This window comes from Sporosarcina sp. SAFN-015, assembly GCF_059415085.1.
Map to the genome: position 1 here is coordinate 24,662 of NZ_JBPFDR010000013.1, position 24,524 is coordinate 49,185.

At 45.7% G+C, this 24,524-nt stretch carries 22 protein-coding genes; 2 read left to right on the top strand and 20 right to left on the bottom strand.

Annotated elements, in window-relative coordinates; all coding sequences use genetic code 11:
* Nucleotide 1: 1 nt before the first annotated feature.
* Complete coding sequence (locus ACR65H_RS17380; protein WP_440502067.1) at nt 2-415, bottom strand: hypothetical protein; 414 nt, start codon at nt 413-415, stop codon at nt 2-4.
* A gap of 129 nt (nt 416-544) precedes the next feature.
* Between ACR65H_RS17380 and ACR65H_RS17385 the strand changes: the two genes are divergently transcribed.
* The gene (locus ACR65H_RS17385) at nt 545-2,614 is read left to right on the top strand and encodes a S9 family peptidase (RefSeq protein WP_440502069.1); all 2,070 of its coding nucleotides are present in this window, start codon (nt 545-547) and stop codon (nt 2,612-2,614) included.
* An 81-nt stretch (nt 2,615-2,695) separates the two neighbouring features.
* On the opposite strand, the gene ACR65H_RS17390 is transcribed toward ACR65H_RS17385, so the two are convergent.
* The 7 genes from ACR65H_RS17390 to ACR65H_RS17420 form a co-directional block, all read right to left on the bottom strand.
* Nucleotides 2,696-3,463 (bottom strand): 3-hydroxybutyrate dehydrogenase, encoded by a 768-nt coding sequence (locus ACR65H_RS17390; RefSeq protein WP_440502071.1) that lies wholly within the window; start codon nt 3,461-3,463, stop codon nt 2,696-2,698.
* Between the two features lie 21 nt (nt 3,464-3,484).
* Nucleotides 3,485-4,291, bottom strand: a complete 807-nt coding sequence (locus ACR65H_RS17395; RefSeq protein WP_440502072.1) for a DODA-type extradiol aromatic ring-opening family dioxygenase — start codon at nt 4,289-4,291, stop codon at nt 3,485-3,487.
* A gap of 178 nt (nt 4,292-4,469) precedes the next feature.
* Nucleotides 4,470-4,871, bottom strand: coding sequence for a VOC family protein (locus ACR65H_RS17400; protein ID WP_440502074.1), 402 nt, complete (start codon nt 4,869-4,871; stop codon nt 4,470-4,472).
* Between the two features lie 87 nt (nt 4,872-4,958).
* The gene (gene rlmD, locus ACR65H_RS17405; protein WP_440502075.1) at nt 4,959-6,320 is read right to left on the bottom strand and encodes a 23S rRNA (uracil(1939)-C(5))-methyltransferase RlmD; all 1,362 of its coding nucleotides are present in this window, start codon (nt 6,318-6,320) and stop codon (nt 4,959-4,961) included.
* Nucleotides 6,321-6,592: 272 nt separating this feature from the next.
* The gene (gene cydS, locus ACR65H_RS17410) at nt 6,593-6,700 is read right to left on the bottom strand and encodes a cytochrome bd oxidase small subunit CydS family protein (protein ID WP_440502076.1); all 108 of its coding nucleotides are present in this window, start codon (nt 6,698-6,700) and stop codon (nt 6,593-6,595) included.
* Between the two features lie 14 nt (nt 6,701-6,714).
* Nucleotides 6,715-7,740, bottom strand: coding sequence for a cytochrome d ubiquinol oxidase subunit II (locus tag ACR65H_RS17415; RefSeq protein ID WP_440502077.1), 1,026 nt, complete (start codon nt 7,738-7,740; stop codon nt 6,715-6,717).
* Entirely contained in the window at nt 7,737-9,083 is a 1,347-nt protein-coding gene (locus tag ACR65H_RS17420) for a cytochrome ubiquinol oxidase subunit I (RefSeq protein WP_440502079.1), read from the bottom strand. The genes ACR65H_RS17415 and ACR65H_RS17420 overlap by 4 nt, the downstream gene beginning before the upstream one ends.
* A gap of 291 nt (nt 9,084-9,374) precedes the next feature.
* Here ACR65H_RS17420 and ACR65H_RS17425 point away from each other — a divergent pair, with 291 nt between their 5' ends.
* A complete protein-coding gene (locus ACR65H_RS17425; RefSeq protein ID WP_440502081.1) occupies nt 9,375-9,809 on the top strand; it encodes an NUDIX hydrolase in 435 nt (144 codons plus the stop codon).
* 26 nt (nt 9,810-9,835) lie between these two features.
* Here the strand turns inward: ACR65H_RS17425 and ACR65H_RS17430 are convergent, their stop codons facing one another.
* The 12 genes from ACR65H_RS17430 to ACR65H_RS17485 form a co-directional block, all read right to left on the bottom strand.
* A complete protein-coding gene (locus tag ACR65H_RS17430; RefSeq protein WP_440502083.1) occupies nt 9,836-10,783 on the bottom strand; it encodes a diacylglycerol kinase in 948 nt (315 codons plus the stop codon).
* 109 nt (nt 10,784-10,892) lie between these two features.
* Nucleotides 10,893-11,462, bottom strand: coding sequence for a thioredoxin family protein (locus tag ACR65H_RS17435; RefSeq protein ID WP_440502084.1), 570 nt, complete (start codon nt 11,460-11,462; stop codon nt 10,893-10,895).
* A 163-nt stretch (nt 11,463-11,625) separates the two neighbouring features.
* A complete protein-coding gene (gene gatB, locus ACR65H_RS17440) occupies nt 11,626-13,056 on the bottom strand; it encodes an Asp-tRNA(Asn)/Glu-tRNA(Gln) amidotransferase subunit GatB (protein WP_440502086.1) in 1,431 nt (476 codons plus the stop codon).
* On the bottom strand, nt 13,056-14,522 hold the full coding sequence (gene gatA, locus ACR65H_RS17445; protein ID WP_440502087.1) for an Asp-tRNA(Asn)/Glu-tRNA(Gln) amidotransferase subunit GatA: 1,467 nt from the start codon (nt 14,520-14,522) through the stop codon (nt 13,056-13,058). Before gatA ends, gatB begins: the two co-directional genes overlap by 1 nt.
* 24 nt (nt 14,523-14,546) lie before the next feature.
* A complete protein-coding gene (gene gatC, locus ACR65H_RS17450) occupies nt 14,547-14,834 on the bottom strand; it encodes an Asp-tRNA(Asn)/Glu-tRNA(Gln) amidotransferase subunit GatC (protein ID WP_440502089.1) in 288 nt (95 codons plus the stop codon).
* A 114-nt stretch (nt 14,835-14,948) separates the two neighbouring features.
* Nucleotides 14,949-16,064: a CamS family sex pheromone protein gene (locus ACR65H_RS17455; protein WP_440502091.1), complete on the bottom strand. Its 1,116-nt coding sequence runs from the start codon at nt 16,062-16,064 to the stop codon at nt 14,949-14,951.
* Between the two features lie 6 nt (nt 16,065-16,070).
* On the bottom strand, nt 16,071-18,092 hold the full coding sequence (ligA, locus tag ACR65H_RS17460; RefSeq protein ID WP_440502093.1) for an NAD-dependent DNA ligase LigA: 2,022 nt from the start codon (nt 18,090-18,092) through the stop codon (nt 16,071-16,073).
* Nucleotides 18,093-18,104: 12 nt separating this feature from the next.
* Nucleotides 18,105-20,339, bottom strand: a complete 2,235-nt coding sequence (gene pcrA, locus ACR65H_RS17465; RefSeq protein WP_440502095.1) for a DNA helicase PcrA — start codon at nt 20,337-20,339, stop codon at nt 18,105-18,107.
* A gap of 53 nt (nt 20,340-20,392) precedes the next feature.
* Complete coding sequence (gene pcrB, locus ACR65H_RS17470; RefSeq protein WP_440502097.1) at nt 20,393-21,085, bottom strand: heptaprenylglyceryl phosphate synthase; 693 nt, start codon at nt 21,083-21,085, stop codon at nt 20,393-20,395.
* Nucleotides 21,086-21,241: 156 nt separating this feature from the next.
* Nucleotides 21,242-21,559: a YerC/YecD family TrpR-related protein gene (locus tag ACR65H_RS17475; protein WP_440502099.1), complete on the bottom strand. Its 318-nt coding sequence runs from the start codon at nt 21,557-21,559 to the stop codon at nt 21,242-21,244.
* Between the two features lie 22 nt (nt 21,560-21,581).
* The gene (locus ACR65H_RS17480; protein ID WP_440502101.1) at nt 21,582-22,664 is read right to left on the bottom strand and encodes a DUF3048 domain-containing protein; all 1,083 of its coding nucleotides are present in this window, start codon (nt 22,662-22,664) and stop codon (nt 21,582-21,584) included.
* A gap of 9 nt (nt 22,665-22,673) precedes the next feature.
* Nucleotides 22,674-24,392, bottom strand: a complete 1,719-nt coding sequence (locus ACR65H_RS17485; protein ID WP_440502103.1) for an adenine deaminase C-terminal domain-containing protein — start codon at nt 24,390-24,392, stop codon at nt 22,674-22,676.
* Between the last annotated feature and the right edge of the window lie 132 nt (nt 24,393-24,524).

A 24,524-nucleotide genomic window follows, 5' to 3' on the forward strand; every position in this document is an offset into this window, starting at 1 on the left:
ATTATCGGTGTCTGCAAAAAGGATGGATATACCAGGGATTGAACGACCAAAAGGGTATCGTTGTATGAAACTGGCCTCCCCACTGTCCCCATCCATTTCCTTGTCCGTAATTATGTTGCCATGGATTTGCATCCGAAACCTGGCGTTGAGTGAAATGAGGCGGATACGTTGGAATTGCGTATACCGGGCCAAAGCCGCCATTCTGCTCATATTGTTCAAACAGTGCAGGATGGGTATCTTGTTGTCGGCCAAGGTCTATATTTGTATCTTGATCACTCGTATATTGTCCAGGGATTCTAAAATCCGGCCCGACTGGACTTACAATATCGGAAAGGACGTCCCATCTGCCGAAATTAGCATTACTGTTGGAAACCACACTCATACCTCTATCTGGAATTTGCTTATCGGTAAACATTCTTCCACTCCCTCGATTCCTGATTCCTATCTATCCTATTCGATTCGGATGAAAAAGGAACCTTTCATTGAAAAGAAGGGTTTCCAGTGCCTTTCTCGAATTTATTATTATATCGAAAGGAGAATCCAAATGAAAAAACCAATTGCAAAACGCATTCCCCATCCCCATGAATTACATGGAGATGTGCGTGAAGACGACTACTATTGGCTAAAGGATCGCAATAATCCTGAGGTCATCAAGTATTTAGAGGAAGAAAATCGGTATTTCGATGAAATCATGCGCCCGCTCGAGGAACAAACCGAGCATATTTATCAAAGCATGGTGGATCGTGTTCCCGATTCGGAAGTGAACGTGCCTGTGCAGCATGGACAGTACTTCTATTATTCACGTTTGGATAAAAGCAAGCAATATCCAATCTATGCACGCAAGCAATCGGCAAGCCGTGAACTTTTGGCTGAAACGACTGAAGAAGTAGTGCTTGATCTGAATGAATTGGCAGAGGAAAGTGACTATTTAAGCGTGACGGTGCAGCGGATGAGCACTGATCATAACCGTCTCGCTTATTTGGAGAACCGGGATGGCACAGATCGGTACACCATTCATGTCAAGGACATGAATACAGGCGAATTACTGCCAGACCGGATTCCGAATGTGTTTTTATATGGAAGTATGGAATGGAGCCGCTGCGGCGACTATATTTTTTACATTACCGTTGATGACAATCAACGCCCTTGCAAGCTATGGAGACATCGTTTAGGAAGTGACGTGGAAAATGATGAGCTTGTCTATGAAGAAAAGGATGAGACATTTACGCTTTACGTAACAAAATCGCAAAGCGGGAAATTCATCTTTGCACATTCAGGATCGAAAACGACGAGTGAAATTCGTATGCTGGATGCGGATGCTCCGTTATCTCCCATGCAACTAGTGGATGCGCGGCGTGATGGAATTCTATATGATGTCGAGCATTGGGGCGATGACTTGCTCATTTTGACAAACGAGAATGCGTTGAATTTCCAGCTGCTCCGTTGTCCGCTAGATAATCTTGAAGCACGTACAAACCTCATTGAGTATAATGAAGACCGTTATCTTCAAGAAGTGTATCCGTTCCGCGACACTCTTCTAATTGCTGGCCGGGAGAATGGGTTGACGCAAATTTGGGTGCTCCGCGACGGTGAGCTGGAGCAAATCAGCTGGGACGAGCCGATTTACAATGTTGCGGTTTTATCCAATCAAAGCTACGAAGCTACTGAAGTATTACTACAATACGAATCGTTGCTGACACCAAAAACAACATATGGGCTAAATCCCGGAACTGGCGAGAAACAATGCTTGCAAGTTGCACCGGTAAGCGGCGAATATGACCGTTCCCGATTCCATCAGGAGCAATTATGGGCAACTGCAGAGGACGGCGTTAACATTCCGATGACGGTCGTCTATCAGGAAGGCGCGCTAGACAATGGGCCTGCCCCGCTAATTTTATATGCCTATGGATCGTATGGGGCGAACAGCGATCCGCGTTTCGATCCGTATCGACTGCCGTTATTGGAAAAAGGGATTGTCTTTGTCACTGCACAAGTACGAGGCGGTTCCGAAATGGGACGGAGCTGGTATGAGGATGGCAAGATGCAGCACAAACGAAACACATTCACCGATTTTATCGCAACGGCGAAACATCTAATTGAGGAAGGCTACACTACACCGAGTCAAATGGCTGCCCGCGGAGGAAGTGCAGGAGGGTTACTAGTTGGAGCTGTCGCCAATATGGCAGGAGAGCTGTTCAAGGTCATCGTTCCAGCAGTGCCGTTCGTCGATGTCGTCACTACGATGCTGGACACGACGATTCCTTTGACTACTTTGGAGTGGGATGAATGGGGCAATCCTCAAGAAAAAGAAGACTATTTCTATATGAAGTCCTATAGCCCTTATGACAATGTGGAAGCGAAAGACTATCCGCATTTGTACATTACAACCGGCCTCAACGATCCACGTGTCGGTTATTGGGAGCCTGCCAAGTGGGTTGCACGTCTTCGAGCGTTGAAAACCGATGACAACACACTTGTAATGAAAACGAATATGGGTGCTGGCCACTTCGGCAAATCAGGGCGCTTCAATCACTTGAAAGAGGCTGCGGAATGCTATGCATTCATCCTTGATCGGCTTGGTGTTGGCGTAGAAGAAGTTTCAACCCCACGTTAAACGGCAGCAGACTGTAGGCAAACTCCAACAATTATGGGTTTGCCTATCGTCTTTTTTCTTTGCCAATCAAGCGGCATCTGATTACTGCACTGTATATCCACCATCAAGAACTACCGCTTGTCCGGTCATGCCTTTCGCTCCATCACTTGCAAGGAACAGTGCCAAGTCGGCAATTTCTTTAACATCTAGAAGTCGCTTCTGAGGAACCAATGGATAAATGACTTCTTCTAATACCGATTCAAGCGGAACATTACGTGTTGCCGCTAAGTCTTGCAGCTGATTCCGCACTAGCGGCGTGTCAACATACCCAGGACAAATTGCATTCACCGTTATTCCGTCTGCTGCCGTTTCTAATGCCGCTACCTTCGTTAAACCGATTACACCATGCTTAGCTGAATTGTACGCGGCTTTCCCCGCGAATCCTACAAGTCCGTTGATCGAAGCCATATTCAGGATTCGTCCAAAACCATTTTTTCTCATGTGTGGCAAAACAAGTTTAGTTGCAATGAATGGAGCTGTGAGCATAATTTTGATAAGCAATTCGAACCGCTCCGTCGGAAAATCCTCAAGCATCGCAACATGCTGCATCCCTGCATTATTAATGAGAATATCAATTTTACCAAAATGAGTGATCGCTTCATTGATCGCCTTTTCTAAATCTGCTTCGGAAGTGACATCGCATTTAATTCCAATAGCGTCCCCATTAAGGTTTCGGGCAGCAGCTTTCACTTTTTCCTCATGAATATCTGAAAGTACAACCTTAGCGCCAGCCTCAGAAAATTCTTTCGCGATTTCAAAGCCAATCCCTTGTGCAGCTCCTGTTATAAATAACACTTTTCCTTCTACCATATGAATACCTCCTGAAACAGATTATTCAACTTCCGCGCAAATGAGACCAAAATAGGTAGGCGCTTCATAGGAAAGAACATGCATTTTACGGTCGGCTTTTGGAATTGCTCCAGCCATGATCAATGCTTGCCATATGCCGTCCGGTTTGGCGGCTTCGATATAGTCTGGCTCAAAATCAGCCATTTTCTCAATATCATTTGCCTTTAAAAGATCTACAACTTCTTCGTCCAATTGCATTGCAGCAGGGTCATAGCCATATGGGCCATTTCCATCATGCGCATGTGACCAATCACAACTTGCAATCAATGCAACCCTCTTTTCACTATTTTGAACGACTTGACGAATGACCTCTCCCATTTCGATATGTAACGCAAAAGGCAGATCACGGGTTGGATTGATGACGACGATTTCCACGTCTGGCATAAATGCCATAGGAACGATGACGCCCCAATCGAGCGGCAAACAAGAAACCGGCCCTAAAGCTGTTCCAAAATTAATGGAAGCTGCAGGTATGCCTTTTTGTTGTGCAGTTTTTGTGATTGCCAATGCCAACTCCCGATCGACCGAGCGTTCAAGTTCATAAGAAGAGCCGTTCTCCTCAAGGGTTCCGTACATTCTCTCGCTGTTCGTAATTGAAAACATGCCGTCGATTCTGGTCCCATGTGGAGTCAGAATGATGATCGTATCCGGACGCGCCGCTTTCATTTTTTCACCCAGCTTTTCCATACTGTCTCTCGTTTTCTTCATACGTTCAGGCTGATTGCCTGCAAGCGACGGAATTATTTCACCGCCATGAGGCGCAATACATGCATACACAAAAGGATTCATTTAATCACATCTTTCTGAAAAGGATATATGTATTATTTCGACAAGCGTAATGAAATTCCTGCGGGGAAATAAAAAGGACGGTCCAATATTGTTATCAATCAAAAAAAGCCGAGTGGTTTTTTATAACCAATCGGCTTTTCATTTCTAGTATTGAGGTTCACCTAAAATCCACAAAGCATTATTCAGTCAGATCAAGTTGCCAAGAGACGCCGAACTTATCATTCAGCCAGCCAAACTTCTTACTGAATCCATAATCTCCTAATGGCATGAGTGCTTGTCCACCTTCAATTAGTTGCTCATACAGATAATCGATTTCTTTGTCTGTTTCACAACTAATATAGATGGAGAAAGATGGTGTAAAGGTAAACTGATGTTTGATATTACTGTCTATACACATAAACTCCTGCCCTTTTAAAGTGAATGTAGCCTTCATCACTGTTCCTTCATCCCCGCCAGGCTCATTCGACCCATATCGAATAACAGTAGTAATTTCCGAATCCTCGATAAGCGATGTGTAATAATTCATTGCCTCTTCTGCTTTACCGCCTTGAAACATTAAGAAGGGTGTAACTTTTGTCATTAACAATCGACTCCTTTTAATACCCATAATAAGTTACATGTGAATATGCACTGCAATTGAGTTGGGAGTTTTACTAATAGGTTGCAATTATATTTCCAGCCAAGCGACAGATTCAACGTGGCTGCTTTGCGGGAACATATCTACCGGCTGGACCTCTTTGGCCCGGTAACCGCCGTCCTCTAATATCCGCAAGTCGCGTGCTAATGTCCCTGGGTTGCATGAAACGTATACGACCCTTTTTGGTTTATATTCCAAGATTGTTTGCAATAGCTTCTCATCGCATCCTTTACGCGGCGGGTCTACGACTAATACGTCGAACCGTTTGCCTTCTGCGTACCATCTAGGGATGACGTCTTCAGCTGCCCCTGCTTCGAAATGGGCATTTATCATGCCATTCAATTCCGCATTGCGCTTCGCATCCTCGATGGCTTGAGGGACAATTTCGACGCCGTACACTTCCTTCGCCTTTTGAGCAAGGAATAATGAAATCGTACCAATGCCGCAATATGCATCGATGACCATTTCGCCACCAGTCAAATTGGCGTAGTCAAGTGCTTGCTTGTAAAGCACTTCGGTTTGTGCCGGGTTCACTTGGTAGAAGGAGCGCGCCGATATTTCAAACTGGATGTCGCCGATCGTGTCGATGATGAATGATTTGCCGTATAGAGGTATCGTTTCATTCCCAAAGATAACATTCGTCTTCTCTCCATTGACGTTTTGCATGATTGACGTCACTTCCGGCACGACCCGCTTAATAAGCTCGATGACTGCTTCTTTCTGGGGAAATTTTTTCTTCAGCGTCACGAGGACAACCATGATTTCCCCTGTTGCCTTCCCTTTCCGAACGATCAGATGCCGAAGCATGCCACGGTGGGTCTTTTCGTTGTACGCCTCTAATCCAAGCGCATGCATTTCATGTTTCAGCGTAGACATGAGTTCATCCGCTTCTTCGCTTTGAATGATGCAGACGTCCGTGTCGACGATATGATGGGTCCGTGATTTATAAAAACCTGATACGACTTTACCGTCCCGTTCAGCGAAGGGGATTTGGGATTTATTGCGATAGCGCCACGGGTCTTCCATCCCTTTGACTGGATGGACAGGTACGTGCGGCAATTTCGCGATTCGGTCGATGACATCGCGGACTTGTTTTTGCTTTTGGATGAGCTGGGCTTCGTATGATAAGTGCTGCAGCTGGCAACCGCCGCATTCCCAGAACACATGGCATGGCGGTTCAATGCGATTCGGTGAAGGCTTCGATACATTCAATAGACGGGCAAATCCGTAATTCTTCAACGTCTTCCCGACTTTAACCTCGACTTCTTCGCCAGGCAATGCTCCTGGGATGAATAACGGGTAGCCTTCCACTTTTGCAACGCCCGAGCCGTCATGCGTCAAATCCTCCACATGGACAGTGAGTCGGTCATTTTGATTTACTATAAAAGACATGATATTTCCTCCAAATTTCGTATGTACATAGTCTATCACAAAAGATGGTGTCGGCAGGCATGGAAAGCAGCACGTATTTCACCTATCCAAGGCGAGCCAAAGGTCCCGAAATGACGATAACTTTTGAGAAGTGACCGATATAATTGTGAAAGTGACCGATAAGTCCCTCGGAATGATCGATAAAATTGTGAAAGTGATCGATAACTTCCTCGAAATGATCGATAACTTTTGAAAGAGGAAAAACAGACGCCTCGTGACGTCTGTTTTCCGTGTTAATCATCCTTATTTACCGAACGATCCATCGGCGCGATTAAAAATGCAACGACAATGGCCGCAATCAAAATGATAAAAGGCGCGTAGAAAATTATAAAATCAGTCATGCCGCAAGCCTCCTTTACGCATGGAAATCCTCTTTTCCGCTAACATAGTTTTTATTGAACAAGAACAAACGCATGAGCAGGACGAGCGACGGTATCAGCAGGCACAGTCCAAGAATGAAAGCGACTACGAGCGAGATTGCCATCGCTGGATTCGTAAAGCTGTCATATATCGTCAAATGCGGGTAGAGCAAATACGGATAATGCGATGCTCCGTATCCAAAAAACGCGAATGCGAATTGGCCTAGCAGCAATCCGAATGCCCATCCGTAACTACGACGTTTCCATAAAAGCCAAACCGTTCCGACAAATAACAAGAACGAAAGTAGAAACATCGGCCAGAATGCCTGGATGTTCGTATAATGCTCAAAATTATGTTTACGAAGTTCAAATATGATGCCCCCCGCTGTTACAATCGTCGGCAATGACCAGATGAGCGAATATTTTCGGAGCAGATCGGTTGCTCCCTTGTCCCTTGCTTTATTCGCATACCATGTCAGGAAGACTGCCGAAATATAAAGCGTCGCGGAAATACTAAGAACGACGATCGACCAAGTCAAAGGACTTGTGAATAAATCCCAGTAATCGAGCACTGGAGCTCCATTAACCATTTCGATGAAGCCGCCTTCCGAAATCGTCAGGACGATGGAGAGTGAAGCGGGAATCAACAGTCCCGCAAGCCCATACATGAATGAATAGCCTTTGTGTCCTCTAGCCCCATACGTTTCGAAAGCATAATACGAACCGCGAATTGCGAGCAGGATGACGCCTATGCTGACTGGCACCAATAACGTCGTCCCATAATAGAAGGCAGTTTTCGGGAAGAACCCGATAATGCCAACGAAGAAAAAGACAAGAAAGACGTTCGTCACTTCCCAGACCGGCGATAAATAACGCTGGATGACTTTCGTCAAAATCCGCTGTTTCCCTGTCAGTAAGCTGTATGCATTGAAGAACCCCGCGCCAAAATCAATGGCACCGACGACAATATAACCGAAGAGGAAAGTCCAAAGAACCGTTATCCCTAAAATCTCCAAGTTCATTGTACATCACCGCCCTTTTCCATATGCCGATCTTCTAGCTCACGTTCGACCGGATTTTTACGGAACATCCGGCTTAAGACGACGATACTTCCGATACCGAGGATCAAATATAGCAACGCGAACATCATCAGCATCAAGTCGACTTGCCCGCTCGTTGTTGCAGCATCCTCGACTCGCATTATTTTGCGGAGAATCCATGGCTGCCGTCCGACTTCCGCTAGCCACCAACCGGATTCAATGGCGATGATTGTCAGCGGTGCTCCGAGGACGATGAGCCAACGGAACCACTTTGTTGACACACGTTTCCAACCACGATTGACGCCAATCCAGTACAATGCGGAGAGGATTGTCATCCACATGCCAATGAAGACCATTATATTAAATAAATAATGGATATACAGCGGCGGAATTTCATCCTCAGGAAATTGATCGAGGCCGATCACTTCCGCTTTCGGGTTATTATGTGCGAGCATTGAAAGCCCGAATGGAATTTCAATAGCATATTTCACTTCTCCGTCGCTCATGACTCCGAACAAGATGAGAGGTGCGTTTTCCTGCGTTTCAAAATGCCATTCTGCCGCAGCAAGTTTTTCAGGTTGGTATTCCGCCAAGTACTTTCCGGAGAAATCCCCAATCAGAGCCGTTGCTATAGAGAAAACAAATCCCAATTTCATTGTTAGAAAAAGTGCTTTTTTGTGATAGATATGATTCGAGCCCTTCAATAGCCTGAATGCTGCAATTGCCGCAAGCACAAATGCCGCAGTCATATACGCTGTAATAACGACATGTGCAACCTTCGTCGGCATCGCTGGGTTGAACATCGCAATGATCGGATTAATGTTGACGAGTTCCCCATTCACAATGTCAAATCCTTGAGGAGCATTCATGAACGCATTTACCATCGTAATGAAAACCGCAGAAAACGAAGCGCCGATCGCAACCGGTACTAATAGCAGCAAATGTTTTTTCTGATTTTCAAAACGGTCCCATGTGTATAAATAAATCCCAAGGAAAATAGCTTCAAAAAAGAACGCAAATGTTTCCATGAAAAGCGGCAACGCGATAACATTCCCCGCAAACTCCATGAAATTCGGCCATAATAATGACAGCTGCAAACCGATCGCAGTCCCAGTAACGACTCCGACGGCGACTGTAATGACAAAGCCGCGTGCCCACCTTCTGGCAAGCAAAATATAATGTTCGTCATTTTTTCGGATCCCTACCCACTGAGCGATCATGATCATGAGCGGGACACCGACTCCAATCGTCGCGTAAATGATATGGAAAGATAAAGTCAGTTCCGTTAAGACACGCGAATAAAAAACGGCTTCTTCATTCCCCATCTATTTTTCCTCCTTACCCTCCAAATATTCTTCCAACAATAGAAAGCAACATGATTCCCGCCACGATAAAGACAAGCCACATGAGCCATCTCTCTTGTTTCTTATACACGGGATCCCTCCGTCCTTCGAATTCCTCTTTCCTATCATAAGATACTGTTTTATACTTTTCCCTTTTTACGAGTGATATAACAGGATTGTCACAGTTATTGTGAAAAGTTTTCGACTAGAGTATTGCTCTTGAGAGAATTTAGAATGTTGTGTATAATAAAGGGATAAAGAGAGGTGAGCACAATGGAAATTAAAAGAAAAGTTTTAGCCTACATTACGAAGGATGAACATGCTGAACAGAAAATCCTTGTGTTCGAGCATAAAGATCATCCAGAAGCAGGATTGCAAGTGCCTGGCGGGACAATTGAAGATGACGAACTTCTCATTGATGCACTTTATCGGGAAATCGAAGAGGAAACAGGCATTCGGCGGGAACAGCTTAAGTTGAATGGTAAAGTGAATAAGAACAGTTACTTTCCCGAAAACAGAAAGGATGTTATACACGAGAGAAACATTTTTCACCTCACTTATATCGGTGAAGATGAAAACGAATGGGATACTTGTGTAAACAGCAATGGCAAAGACAACGGAATGATTTTCCACTGTCGCTGGATTCCTGTCAACGACTTGCCCGCACTCGCTGCAAAACAAGATGAAGCGATTGATTTTATTAATTGAATAAAATATAAAAAGCTGCTTGGATGTTAATCCAATGCAGCTTTTTCGTTTTCTAGGTCATTATCAATTCGATCCTGCTCTCGCAATTGGTCTAGTGGTGCGAACATTTCGATATGGCGGTATCTGTTTTCGAACGTGGCAGGAAGGGTGCCTCCATACTCTCCGTCCAAATTCAGCAACACTTCTTCAGATGAAGTGATTGTCACTTTTGAAGGTTTGGCGGAAATGACGAGCGGATCATCCAAATGCTCCCCACGCAACGCTAACGTGACGATTCTAATGAATTCCGCTATATTGCATTTTTTCAAAACTAACAATGTAAATTTGCCGTCATTGATGCTGGAGTCCGGCGCCAATTTTTCAAGGCCGCCGACGGAATTAGTCAAGCCTACGAGGAAGAGCATTACCTCCCCTTCGAATACTTCATCATCATACTCAATTTTTACGTTACTTGAGTGGATGGATGGGAGCATTTCAATCCCTTTCAAATAATAAGCTAGCTGGCCAAGAACAGTCTTAAGCTTGCTTGGCACCTCATACGTCAGCTCAGTCATTCTTCCGCCGCCTGCAATATTGATAAAATGACGGTCGTTCATCAAACCGACGTCCACTGGAATCGTCTCACCACGGATAATAATGTCGATTGCTTCGTCAATATCTCTAGGAATCCGCAAAGCCCGTGCAAAGTCGTTCGTCGTTCCGGTCGGAATAAGCCCGATTGTCGGTCGCTTATCAAATGAGGACACTCCTGCGACGACTTCGTTCAACGTTCCATCCCCGCCTGACGCGATGATGATATCGAAGCCACGTTCCACAGCTTTCTTCGCTGCTTCTGTTGCATCGCCTTCCCCCGTGGTCGCATGTACGGAAGTTTCATAGCCTGCCTTCTCCAACTTTTCTAGAACTTCAGCTAGATGTCTCCGGAATATTTCACGTCCCGCTGTCGGGTTATAAATGATTCTTGCACGCTTCATACATGTTCCCTCTCAATTCCTACAAATTGCAACGCTTGCACATGTTAATAAACCAACATTAGTCGCTTATTTGGACTATTCGTCCTACTAAAAAGTTCCCATTACAGCATCATCTCGTCTGTTGCAATACTGGCATGAACGTATTTCGAATATCTTCATAAACAGTGAGCCATAATTCGGGCAGTGTCGTATATTCTTTCATTAATTCTGCAATGAATTCCTTTTGCTTCTCCTCAAAATCAGGCGCATCTTTAGCAGGAAGTTGTTTGCGGCGTTCCAATACGTCTTCTTGGATGGACGCTGCACGAGGACCCCATTTTGCAAGTACTTCGCCTTCTTGGTCGAGCAAGAGGTAGATTGGAATCGATCTTCCGCCATTTGTCAGGTGCCTGTCGATCAAATCAGTATCTTCATCGCGATAGACAGCCCTCACGTCCAAGTCCGCGGCTTCTGCAAATCGGCGCAGGATCGGATTGTTCATCATTGCATCTCCGCACCAATCTTCCGTTATGACTAGTATATTGGGCTTTTCCTTTTTTGCTATTTCGATAAACGCATCATCTTGAGGCACGTCGAATTTTTCGTAAATGCCAAAGCTGTTTTCTTTATGTTTCTCCATCTTGTCCATATAGTCTGCAAGTGAGATTGCTTCGTCAAAATACTGCTTTTCAGTTTTCATTGCTGACACGCTCCTTTTTCTTAAGTGTAAGGCTATTCGCTGTGCGAATCAAATAGGATGCCAAACAAAAGCGAATGAAGCCCGGAGCAAGACTCGAAAACAAGCAAAAACGCCCTATACGGAGACTTTCGCAAGACCCGTATAGGACGATTGAGGATAAAGATTATCGCTTATTAATTTCCTCAAGTAGGATTTTATTAACCATTGGCGGGTTCGCTTGACCTTTTGTCGCTTTCATTACTTGTCCTACAAGGAAGCCGACTGCGCGATCCTTGCCGTTTTTGAAGTCCTCGATTGATTGTTCGTTCGCATCGAGTATTTCTGTTACGATTGTGCGGAGAGTACCTTCGTCAGAAATTTGGACGAGGCCTTTCTCTTTTACGATGTCAGCAGCGTTTCCACCGTTTTCGATTAATTCTTTGAAGACTTTTTTAGCAATTTTAGATGAAATTGTACCGTCCGAAATCAATTTGATCATGCTAGATAGACCGTCAGGAGTAAGTGCTGTGTCATGAAGCTCCTTCTGTTCGGCATTCAAGTATGCAGACACTTCACCCATCAACCAGTTAGAAGCGAGTTTCGCATCAGCCCCCGCTGCTACAGTCGCGTCGAAGAAATCGGACATCTCTTTCGTTAACGTCAAGACGTGAGCATCATATTCCGGCAAGTCAAGTTCATTGACATACCTAGCTTTACGAGCGTCCGGAAGTTCCGGAATTTCAGCACGGACACGATCGATCCACTCTTGGTCGATATGGATTTCAGGCAAGTCCGGTTCATTGATGAAACGGTAGTCATTTGCGCTGCCTTTTATGCGCATAAGCACAGTTTGGCCTGTTGCTTCGTCATACCGACGCGTTTCCTGCTGGATTTTACCGCCAGAGAGAAGGATCTTTTCTTGACGCTCCACTTCATTTGCAATCCCTCTGCGAACGAAGTTGAAGGAGTTCAAGTTCTTCAATTCAGTTTTCGTTCCAAATTCCTCTTGTCCAAATGGGCGCAAAGAAATATTAGCGTCGCATCGCAATGAACCTTCTTCCATACGAACATCAGAAACGCCTGTATATTGAATGATCGCTTTCAGTTTCTCTAGGAAAGCGTATGCCTCTTCCGGTGAGCGAATATCCGCTTCAGTAACGATTTCAATTAGTGGCGTACCTTGTCGATTCAAGTCGACGAGAGAATAACCATTCTCGGAATGCGTCAATTTACCGGCATCCTCTTCTAAATGGATACGTTCGATACGGATTTTTTTCTTTTTGCCTTCGACTTCGATTTCAATCCATCCATTTTTGCCGACCGGACGATCGTCTTGAGAGATTTGAAATGCTGCAGGATTGTCCGGATAGAAATAATGCTTCCGGTCGAAGTTCATAACTCTTGCCACTTCACAGTTCAATGCGAGTGAAGCTTTCATTCCAAAGTCGACTGCGCGTTTATTCAACGTCGGCAATGTTCCTGGGTATGCCAAGTCTTTCACATGGATGTTCATATTCGGTTCAGCACCATAATGAGATGGAGCCGGTGAGAAGATTTTTGTGTCAGTTTTCAGTTCAACGTGGACTTCTAGTCCGACAATCGTTTCAAAGTTCATTATTCATTCCCCTCCCCAAGCGTTGGAGTGCGTTTATGGAAATCGGTCGCTTGTTCAAACGCGTGCGCCACTTTATAAATGAGTGCTTCGTCGAAATGTTTTCCAATAATTTGGAGACCGACTGGCAATCCATTCGAAAAGCCGCATGGAATCGAAATTGCCGGCACGCCAGCCAAGTTGACAGACACTGTTAAAACATCGTTTGCATACAATGTCACTTGGTCCTTCACAGCTCCGCCGATTTCATATGCCGTAGTCGCACTCGTTGGACCAACGATGACATCATAGTTTTCGAAAACGGACGCAAAATCTTGTGAGATTAGCGTACGGACTCTCATTGCCTTGACATACAAATCTTCGTGATGGTCTGCGCTTAGTGCATATGTGCCGTAAAGAATCCGTTTTTTCACTTCCGTGCCGAATCCTTCTGCACGTGAGCGTAAATAAATCTCTTCCAAGTTTTTCGCATCTTCTGAACGATAGCCATAACGGATACCATCAAATCTTGCAAGATTGGAAGACGCTTCAGCAGTAGCAATCGCATAATATGTCGGTGAAGCATATTTAGAATGTGGCAGCGTTACTTCTCCTACAGTTGCGCCAAGGGATTCAAGAACTTTCAAAGAAGCACGGACTTTATCTTTTACGTCTTCTTCGATGCCTTCACCGAGATACTCCTTAGGAACTGCGATACGCAAGCCTTTAATATCACCAGTTAAAGCATCTTTGAAATTAGGAACTTGTTGTGGTGAAGAAGAGGAGTCTCTATAGTCAACACCTGAAATGGCATTTAATAAAAGTGCATTGTCCTCAACAGTCCGAGTGATCGGGCCGATTTGATCCAAAGAGGATGCAAATGCGACAAGGCCATTACGGGATACTCTTCCGTATGTCGGTTTCATCCCGACAACTCCGCAAAGTGCAGCAGGTTGGCGCACAGATCCGCCCGTATCCGTACCGAGCGAGAATGGCACTTCACCTGCAGCAACTGCAGCCGCAGAACCGCCCGATGAACCGCCCGGCACACAGTCTAAATTCCATGGATTATGAGTCGTTTGGAAAGCCGAACGCTCAGTTGTAGAACCCATAGCAAACTCGTCCATATTCAATTTACCGACACTGATCATACCCGCTTCGTTCACTTTTTCAACGACTGTTGCGTCATAGACAGGAACGAAGTTTTCTAGCATTTTGCTTGCACAAGTTGTAGTAGTGCCTTTTGTAATAATGTTATCTTTAATTCCGATCGGCAATCCGAAAAGAGGTCCTCGTGCTTCAAGCGATGAGTTGTCCAACATTTCCGCTTTTGCTAAAGCTTCTTCTTCCGTCAACGCCAGGAATGCTTTCACTTGACCATCCAACGCAGCGATCTGCTTAAATGAATCTTCGGTCACTTCTTTGACAGAGACTTCCCGGTTATGTAAAAGTGCTTGAAGTTCTGCTGCCGTCTTTTTCATTAACGTCATGTTACTTCCTCCTAAAAACCGTTATCACAGGATATTCGGAACTTTAATCATTCCGTCTTCATGCTCTTTTACGCCCGCTAACATTTCGTCCCGATCCAATACATCTTGTGGGACGTCTTCCCGAAGCACGTTGAATAGCTGCAACGGATGAGTCATCGGCTCTATATTAGTTGTATCAACTTCTTTTAATACATCTCCAAATTCCACAAGATCGGAAATGATTTCAGAAAACACTTCCGCCTCTTGATCTGAAAAGGCGATTCTTGCAAAATTCGCGAAGTATTGTACGTCTTCTGGCGTAAATTTCGTCATTTGATTTCCTCCCCAATTGCAATTGTACGACTTATCATACCACCTTAGCGGTATGTTGAAAAGCTACTGCGCATCCATTGCACCTCGGTGCTGGCGCCATTTGTCATCTTATATTCAATAATCGTAAATGTGGATGAACGGTTCATCATCCCCGGCCTCCTTGACAATTAGCGCTTCCGGACCATTTACCGAAGTGATACTAACCTCAATATCGATATTCGGAAAATACTTGATAATGTGATCTGCTAAAAACTGTGTGAAACCGATGACTTCACTCTTCCCAAAAAATTGAATTGGTATATCAATAGAAATGGATTCCATACGATTTTCTTTGAAAAAAGCTTTTCCAATTACATTTACAAAGCTAGAAAAATATTCATCGATATCTTGTTTGAAGTTGCTGAACGATCTATTGATTTCAATATAATTGTCGATATCCGCGGGAGCGGGAAGCACGACATACCGCTCATTCACTTTTTTCCACCCAGAAGCTGATGATTTTCCTTTGTCAGCAAAAGCAGTTGCGAAATAAGTTCCCGGAACAATCGCATTTCTTTTTTCTTGTTTGAACAGGCCGACGACGATCGGAATATCCTGGAATCCCTCTTTTGCGCGTAGCCTGCTGACAATTTTGTCAGCCATGGCAATGCCTTGTTTTTCGAGTTCCGCGTCAGATATCGTCGTCTCGTTCCCGCCTTTATCGTAATGGACGGAATTTAAAGCGAGTCCAATCGAAACGCCAGATAAACGTACTTTCTTATCGTCCGTCATCGTCAAATAGTTTTGTTCGATAATATGCGCCAAATAGATCGGTTTCTCTTCAGCATCTTCGCCTTTTGCTTCGGGCGGGTTCAAGCCTTGTTCATTCACCGAGCTTCTGGCAAGCCATGCCCGTGCTGTCGCTGCATCGATATACTGTCCTTCTTGGAAGAGATAATTTTTCGTGTCGAAGTGCTGGGCGGATAATCGCAATAACCCTTCCTCTGCTTCCCCAATATCGTATTTCGTATAAATATTGCTCACGACAAGGCCACGGCTTGCGCTCTTCTTGAGAGGGGTAAGCACTTTGTAATATTCATCATCCACTTGGACGTTTGGAATCATGACTGTTTCTTCAACTTGCTCCTCATTTTCCTGGATGACTTCCTCTTTGTTAGGTCCGATTGACGGTAGACAGCCGCCCAACAAAAGGACGGCAGCAATAGAGGGTAGTATAAATAGCCTTTTCATTCAAAATTACTCCTTTTCGCCGAGCGCGTCGACCAACTCTGTTTCGTTCCACACCGTAATTCCGAGTTCTTCCGCCTTCGCAAGCTTCGATCCGGCTTCTTCCCCCGCGATGACGAGATCCGTCTTTTTGCTGACACTCCCGCTTACTTTCCCGCCGAGCGCTTCTATCCGTTCTTTCGCTTCGTTGCGCGTCAGTATCGAAAGCTTGCCCGTCAACACTACCGTTTTTCCGGCGAACGGTCCTTCAGTCGGAATCTCTTGGCGCGTTCTGCCTTTATAGTCCATATTCACGCCATACGATTCCAGCTTTCTAAGCACTTCCAATACATCTTCATTATTGAAAAATTGGATGACCGCGTCCGCTACTTTGTCGCCGATCTCATGGATTGACGTAAGCCGTTCCGCATCCGCCTTCGCGAGTTTCTCCATCGTGCCGAATTCCTCAGATAAGATGTGCGCCGCCTTTTCCCCGACATGCCGAATTCCAAGTCCGAACAGCAGCTTCTCCAATGAGTTGGACTTCGAAGCTTCAATCGCTGTCAATAAATTCGTCGCTGACTTCTCTCCCATCCGCTCAAGAGATAACAGCTGTTCTTTCGTCAAACCGTAAAGGTCTGCAACGTCATGAACGAGACCTGACGTATACAACTGATCGACGACCCGCTCGCCAATCCCTTCAATATTCATCGCATTGCGTGAAACGAAATGGATGAGCGCCTCCTTCATCTGCGCAGGACATTGTGGATTCACGCAACGGAGCGCCACTTCCCCTTCTATCCTGACAAGTTCAGAATCGCAGACAGGACAATTGTCGGGCATGTGATAAGGTTCTTCATGGCCTGAACGCTGCTCGATCAATACACTGACGACTTCTGGAATAATATCCCCAGCTTTCCGGATGACAACCGCATCGCCGATACGTATATCCTTTTCACGAATAAGATCTTCATTATGGAGGGATGCTCTAGCAACAGTCGTTCCGGCTACTCGGACCGGCTCCAAAATGGCGGTCGGTGTGACAACACCCGTCCTCCCGACACTTAACTCGATATCAAGGAGCTTTGTATGCACTTCTTCCGCAGGGAATTTATAGGCGGTCGCCCAACGTGGACTTTTTGCCGTAAAGCCCAATTGTTCCTGGTCTTCATAGTTATCCACTTTAATGACGATGCCATCGATTTCATAATCAAGATCCTGCCTTTGATCCTGCCAAGAATCTATATATGCGATTACGTCTTCAATTGTTTTGCACCGTTTGCTCTTCTTATTCGTTTCGAATCCGATCGACGCTAAATAATCGAGCGAATCGGAGTGGCTATCCTGCCCGTAAGCAGCACCGTCACCGCCAACACCGTATATGAATACAGCAAGATTACGGCTCGCGGCTATTTTCGGATCCAATTGGCGAAGTGAGCCTGCCGCTGCATTCCTTGGATTCGCAAATGGCTCTTCTCCGTTTTCATCCCGTGTCTCATTCAATTTCATAAATGATTTTTTCGGCATATACGCTTCTCCGCGCACTTCGATCGTAACCGGTTCGGTGAGCTTCAATGGAATAGTCCGGATCGTCTTCAAGTTGGCAGTTATGTCCTCTCCAACCGTCCCATCTCCCCGTGTAGAACCTTGAACGAACATGCCATTTTCATATTTCAATGAAACGGCGAGGCCGTCAATCTTCAATTCACAAATATATGAGACTTGACCTGCCCCCGCTTGTACCCGTCTATCAAAATCGCGGATATCCTCTTCGTTAAAAACATTCGAAAGGCTCAACATCGGATACTCATGGACGACTTTGCTGAAACCTTCTAGAACTTCCCCTCCAACACGCTGTGTAGGCGAATCAGGGAAGATCAGATCCGGATTCGTCGCCTCAATGGAGAGCAATTCCTGCATAAGGCTATCGTAGACGGAGTCCGGCACAATCGGCCGGTCTTGCACGTAATAGGCGTGTCCGTACTCTTTAAGCAGTTCATTGAGTTCCTGTACTCGTTTCTCGGCAGCTTTTCGATCTATGTTAAGATCCATTCTTTCCTCTCCTTACGCTTTTTCTATCGGTGCGAATTTGGCAAGGAGCCGTTTGATGCCGACCGGTTCCGGGAATGCGATATCGAGCTCCAGATCGTCTTCTTTCCCTTTTACACTGACGACCATGCCTGTCCCCCAAGATTTATGGGTCGCCTTGTCGCCAGCTTTCCAGCCCATCTTTTCTCCGCCGCTTGATTTATAAATCGGCCTTTTTACAGCAGGTCGCACCGGTGCTTCCTGTCTTGCATATCCGCCATAAGAAAAGCCTTGATTATTATTCGATGTCACTTCTATGATTTCATCTGAGATCTCGTTCAGGAAACGAGATGGATTATTGAAACTCGAGCGGCCGAACAATGTCCGGTAAGCAGCGCAAGTTAAATAGAGCCGGCGTTCCGCACGGGTGATTGCAACGTAGGCAAGCCGACGTTCTTCTTCCATTTCTTCGTCGTCACCGATCGATCTTGCATGAGGGAAGATGTTTTCTTCCATGCCGATGACGAAGACGACCGGAAATTCGAGACCTTTTGCTGCATGCATCGTCATAAGGACGATTTTTTCTGTTGATTGGTTCTCTTCTTTATCCAAAGAATCGATGTCGGCAATTAAAGCAAGGTCTGTCAGGAATGCGACGAGCGAGCGGTCGCCTTCCTCTTCTTCTGCCCTCTTTTCGAAAGCTTCCGTAACAGAGAGAAATTCCTCGATATTTTCCAATCGACTTTCTGATTCAATCGTCTTCTCACGAATGAGCATATCCCGATATCCCGTTTTCTCCAACACTTGCTCCACGAGTTCTGATACGGATAAGTATTCCTGCATTTGCGTAAATCCAGCTATCATATCTCTGAACTTCGAAGCTTCGTTCGCAGCTCTTGCTGTCAGACCCATGAAGTGCACTTCCTGCAACGCGTCAAATACCGATCTATCGTTTTCGATCGCAAATTGCGCCATTCTTTCAAAAGAAGTCGCGCCGATGCTTCTTTTCGGTTCGTTGATAATACGAGCCAAAGCCAAGTCGTCATCATTATTTGCAATCAAACGCAAATAAGCGAGTAAGTCTTTAATCTCTTTTCGATCATAGAACTTCGTGCCGCCGACGATTGTGTAATCCAAGTTGGATTTCACGAGATATTCCTCGATGACACGTGATTGCGCGTTCGTTCTATACAATATCGCGAACTGATCAAGCCTTAAGTTTTCGCTTTCTTTCAGTTCGATAATCTGCTGAACGATGAACTGGGATTCGTCTTTTTCATCAGATGCCTTATAGATCGTGATCGAATCACCCTCAGCATTCTCAGTACGCAGCTTTTTGTCGTAGCGGCTTCTGTTGTTCTGGATAACATCGTTCGCCGCCTGCAAGATCGTTTTTGTCGAACGGTAATTTTGTTCAAGTAAAATGACCGTTGCATCTTTATAATCCTTTTCGAAAGATAGGATATTGCCGATATCAGCACCGCGCCATCTGTAGATGGATTGATCGGAATCACCGACGACGCAAAGATTCCGGAATTTCGCCGCTAGCATATTGACTAGGCGGTATTGTGCATTGTTCGTATCCTGATATTCATCGACATGGATATATTGGAATTTATTTTGATAAAATTCGAGGACTTCAGGGACGCGTTCGAATAACTTGAGAGTCATCATAATGAGGTCGTCAAAATCGAGCGATTGGTTTTGTCTCAGCTTTTTCGTATAGCCTTCGTAAACAGTCGCAATCGTCTTTTCATAAGGGTTATGCGGATTGATTTGCCCGCTATACGTATCCGCATCGATGCATTCATTTTTCGCCGAGCTGATTGCACCTAGCATTGCACGTGGATCGTATTGTTTCGGATCAATATTTCGCTCCTTCAATACATTTTTAATGGCTGTCAATTGGTCGGAGGAGTCGAGGATTGTGAAGCTTTTCGAAATTCCTATACGATCGATGTCCCTCCGTAAAATGCGGACGCACATCGAGTGGAATGTCGACACCCACATCCTGTCGCCAGAGCCGGTGCCGAGCAAACCATCGATCCTTTCCCGCATTTCTCGGGCTGCTTTGTTCGTAAATGTGATCGCTAAAACATTGGAAGGATACACGCCTTTTTCGACGATCAAATACGCAATCCGATGTGTCAGCACCCTCGTTTTCCCGGAGCCTGCGCCTGCCATGATGAGCAGCGGTCCTTCCGTCTTTTTTACTGCGCGGGCTTGTTCGGGGTTCATGCCGACAAGCAGATTTTCCGCGATTTCTTTCATACGTAATCCCGCCTTCCAAAGAACATTTGTTCCTTATTATACCGTAAATTATGTCAATGGGATACCGATTTTACTGCTTCGACAGTCGAAAGGGCAGCCTTAAAGTCTTCGTAAATAATATTGCCGACGATAACCGTATCAGCTATTTCAGCCATCATTTTCGCGTCCTCCACATTCCGGATTCCGCCGCCGTAAAATAACCGCGTCTTTTCGAGGACTCGTGCGGCTGCTCTCACAATTGCCGGATCTCCAAGCGTTCCGCTATATTCCACATAAAATACAGGTAGATTGAATAGATGCTCCGCCATCCGCGCATAGGCGACGACATCTTCTTCGTCTGGAGCTTCTATAACGCCTGTAAGTTTCGCTGCCTTGCATTCGGTATTTACAATTACATAGCCTTCTGCAATGACTTCATCCCAATTCATCATATGGCCATATTCTTTCAAGGCCTCTTGGTGAATGCCGTTTACCCACTTCGTGTCGGTCGAGTTCAGAACTGTCGGGATGAAATAATAATCGAACCCCATCGTCACCGAATCGACAGTTGACACTTCAAGCGCGACAGGTACTGAGAAGCGCCGGATGCGTGCCAACAAGTCGAGGACATTTTCGAGCGTCACGCCATCCGTGCCGCCGATGATAATGCCATCCGTTCCGGATTCCGCAAGCTGCTCAAGCTCTTCGTCCGCCAATCGTTTGGCGGGATCCACTTTAAAGGCGTGGCGCCATGTTTTATAGTCCATTTTGTCTACCACCTAATTTTTCAATTGCATATTGGATGCACCCCATTCTCATGGAGCGTCTGCTATTCAACAGTATACCAAAAAAACGGACGGATTTCTCCGCCCGTCCCGAGTATAGACAAAGTCGTTTTTGACTTTGATTCATGGATTTTCAGCCTACTTCTTATCGTCATTCTCCGCAAGCTCTGGATAGAGGCGGTCCAACACTGTGTTATAGCCGCCGGATCCATAATCTACGCAACGCCTTACCCTTGAGATCGTCGCAGTGCTTGCACCCGTTTCATTTTGAATCCGGTCATACGTCTTTTTCTGCCTCAAAGCATGGGCAACTTCCAAACGCTGAGCCAACGATTGCAGCTCGCTCATCGTCGCAAGATCGTCGAAGAACTTGTAACATTCCTCAAGATCTTTCAATTCCAAGATGGCTTTGAATAACTGATCCGTTTGTTCACTCCGGATTTTATCAATTTGCATAAGTTTCCCCCTCTTTCACTGCTTAAGGTGTGTACGTGACAGATTTTGAAATTCCGGTATACGTAGGGATAATATGGATCCACGTCTTGCCGGGAACAAGTTTTGCAGGAACTCCATTTTCCATTGGTACAAGGAAGCCTTCGACGTTTCTCCATTCCAGCTCTTTCACGTTGCCAGCTTGAAAAAGGAGCGCTTTGCCGCCGCTTTCAATATCGACAGATTGTCTTCCGACATTGTCGATTGTACGGTGGTCCGCTTCCATGACGATAATATTGGAAAGTCCGACTTGTTCTCCGTTCGCTTTATCCAACGTAAGTATTCCATTCACCGTCCGGTTGTACGTTTCCGTTCCCGGATCGTATGAAAACGTATTGATGAAATCCTGACTAGAGCTAAAGCGGACAACAATCATCGATGCACTATCCCCTATTTTAGCATCCTCTACCGATTCATGGAAAGTAAATGGAGGTGTCTTTGCGATTTCATCTGATGCCCCGACCTTTTCCATTGCAGCTACTATGTTTTCACCGGTTATATATGAGTTATGAGGAGCTTTGCGTTCACTCGATCTTTTAAATAAAGTTCCGTCATATTGCATGCCATTTACATTGTCGACATACCTGTTTGCTAGCAGCTTTTGTGCATCGGGGCTATAGCCATGGGCAACGTAAAATGCATCCATCCCTTTTGCAAGATAAATGAAATAGTCACGCGCACTTCGGATCGGACCGACCGTTTCCGGCAATTCGCTTTGGAACAACGCTAAAAACCTCGTAACATTCCCTTCCGCCATGAACTCATAAATGATGTCCGCCTGGCTTATGCCCGATTGCGGTCTTGCATGGGGATGATTATTAATCGTTGCAAGCACTGGTCTCGCCCATTTTTCTTCCTCGCTTAACATGCCGGTGAATGGCTCCTGGTAAAGGAGTGATCCCTCTTCCTCAGGCTCCTCGATCGGCTCTTCTTCAGTTTCGACTTCTTCTATCTCTTCCGGCTCCGGAACAATCTCTTCCGCGCCGGCTTTCTCTTTTTTTGAACACGCAGACAGCAACAGCAACATGATGGCTAAGGCTAGCAGCCATCCTCCCTTTTTCCCTTTCATCCGTTCCTCCTATCTTTCCGTTGCCGGAATGATTACTTCATTTTTCATAACGTGATAGAGTCCGACTTGAGTCGCCCGTATGTACGGCAAGTGGGTCGACTGCAGGAACAGGAATGTATAGACCGCATCACCATGCTTGTATCCCCGATCCGCCAATGCCTGTTTCAATGCAACTTCCTGGTCAATCAATACTTCCATACGCTCAGCTGATAGACCTCCTCCGATTGGCAACGGTATTGAGGCAGCAATTTCGCCGTCCTCCACAAGCACCATGCCGCCCTTCATCCGCTTCATTTCCCGGAAGGCAAGCAGCATTTCGTTCTTGTCCTTTCCAATCAGGATAATATCACCAGTGTTGGAGTAGGAGGAGGCAAGGCCTTGCACGTGATTGGCGAAGCCTTTAATGACGGTATTCACCCGCCACTTTCCATGTCGATCAATGAGCATAAGGAAGCTTTCATCATGTTCCGATGATAGCTCTTCCACCGACAAGTCAAGGCTTACTTCATACGGCTTTGTAATAACGTCATTCACCATTTCAATGCCAACTGCATCGTTGAAGTCAAAATCCTTTTCATCCAAATCGAAATCCGGGACGAATTCCGAAACGAGCGACCAATCCACTTGTTTGAACGGTTCTGTCGATGCGTTTTCGCGCTTCAGCCATTTCCCTTTTGACAAAACGTCTGTCGGCACTGGATTCCTCTCATCTTCGAGGAAGTTGAGTGTCGCATATCTTCCCGTCGCGATGACGCCGTGCAGATCATCGACGCCGTAATAGCGGGCTACGTTATAAGATGCCATTAAATACGCATCAATCGGCTCCACCCCTCCATCGAGCGCCACTTGGATACACTTGTCCATGACGCCGTCAATATGGAAGGAAGGCGTCGAGCCGTCCGTCGTCATCATGAGATGGTCGAAGACGTCCAACTCCTTGTCGATGATTCCTTTCAATAAATCAGGCAAATCCGGTCGGATCGATGAATGGCGCAAGGTCGCCGCGTATCCTTGCAACAGGCGCGACTCCACTTCATCAGCTGTCATCGCTTCATGATCGCCGTCAGCCCCGAGCAGCTTCATTCTCGCAAGCGTCCGTTCGGAAGCACCCGGGAAGTGGCCTTCGATCTTTTTCCCCGCTTTTTTCGCGGCATTGACAGACGCCGTCATTTCGGGATCGCCGTTCATGAGACGCGGCCATCCTGTCAGCTCGCCGCCCATCAGCACGTCGTCACGCTTCAGCCATTCAGCGATCGCCTCCAGGTTGAACACTTCCCTTTCATTTTGCAAAACCGTTTGGGAATCAAACCTAGCCCACCAATAAAAGGAAAATGGCAACTCATTCAATTGGGAGATCAGCTTGAATGCCCTTTCATTTCCAAGCAGCAGGAAGAACGTCAAGTTGTCTGACAAAAATGTCGTCGTTCCGAGTATTCCTGCATAGTCCGCGAATGTTTCCGGGTTGTACAGCTGGAATGGGTGGACATGCGGTTCGATATAGCCGGGAACGATTTTTTTGCCGGTTGCATCGATGATTTCCGCGCCTTCCGTCATGGCCGGCATTCTGCCTCCCGCATAGACGATCCGATCGCCTTGAATCCAAATATTCCCTGTCACCCATTTCTTAAAGATGGAATGAAGATATGTTGCATGCTGAATAATTAGGTCTGGCGCTTCTTTGCCATTGATAATTCCGAGTTGCTTTTGTATTTCATGTTGCTCCCACATTTGGATAAACCCCTTTTGAAGATTTTTCTATATTTTTATCGTAGCATAGCATCCAATTGAAATATAGATGTTTTAGTTCATTTGAATGAAATTTCAGTCGCATCCAGTACATGTATCATTTGCAGACATTCG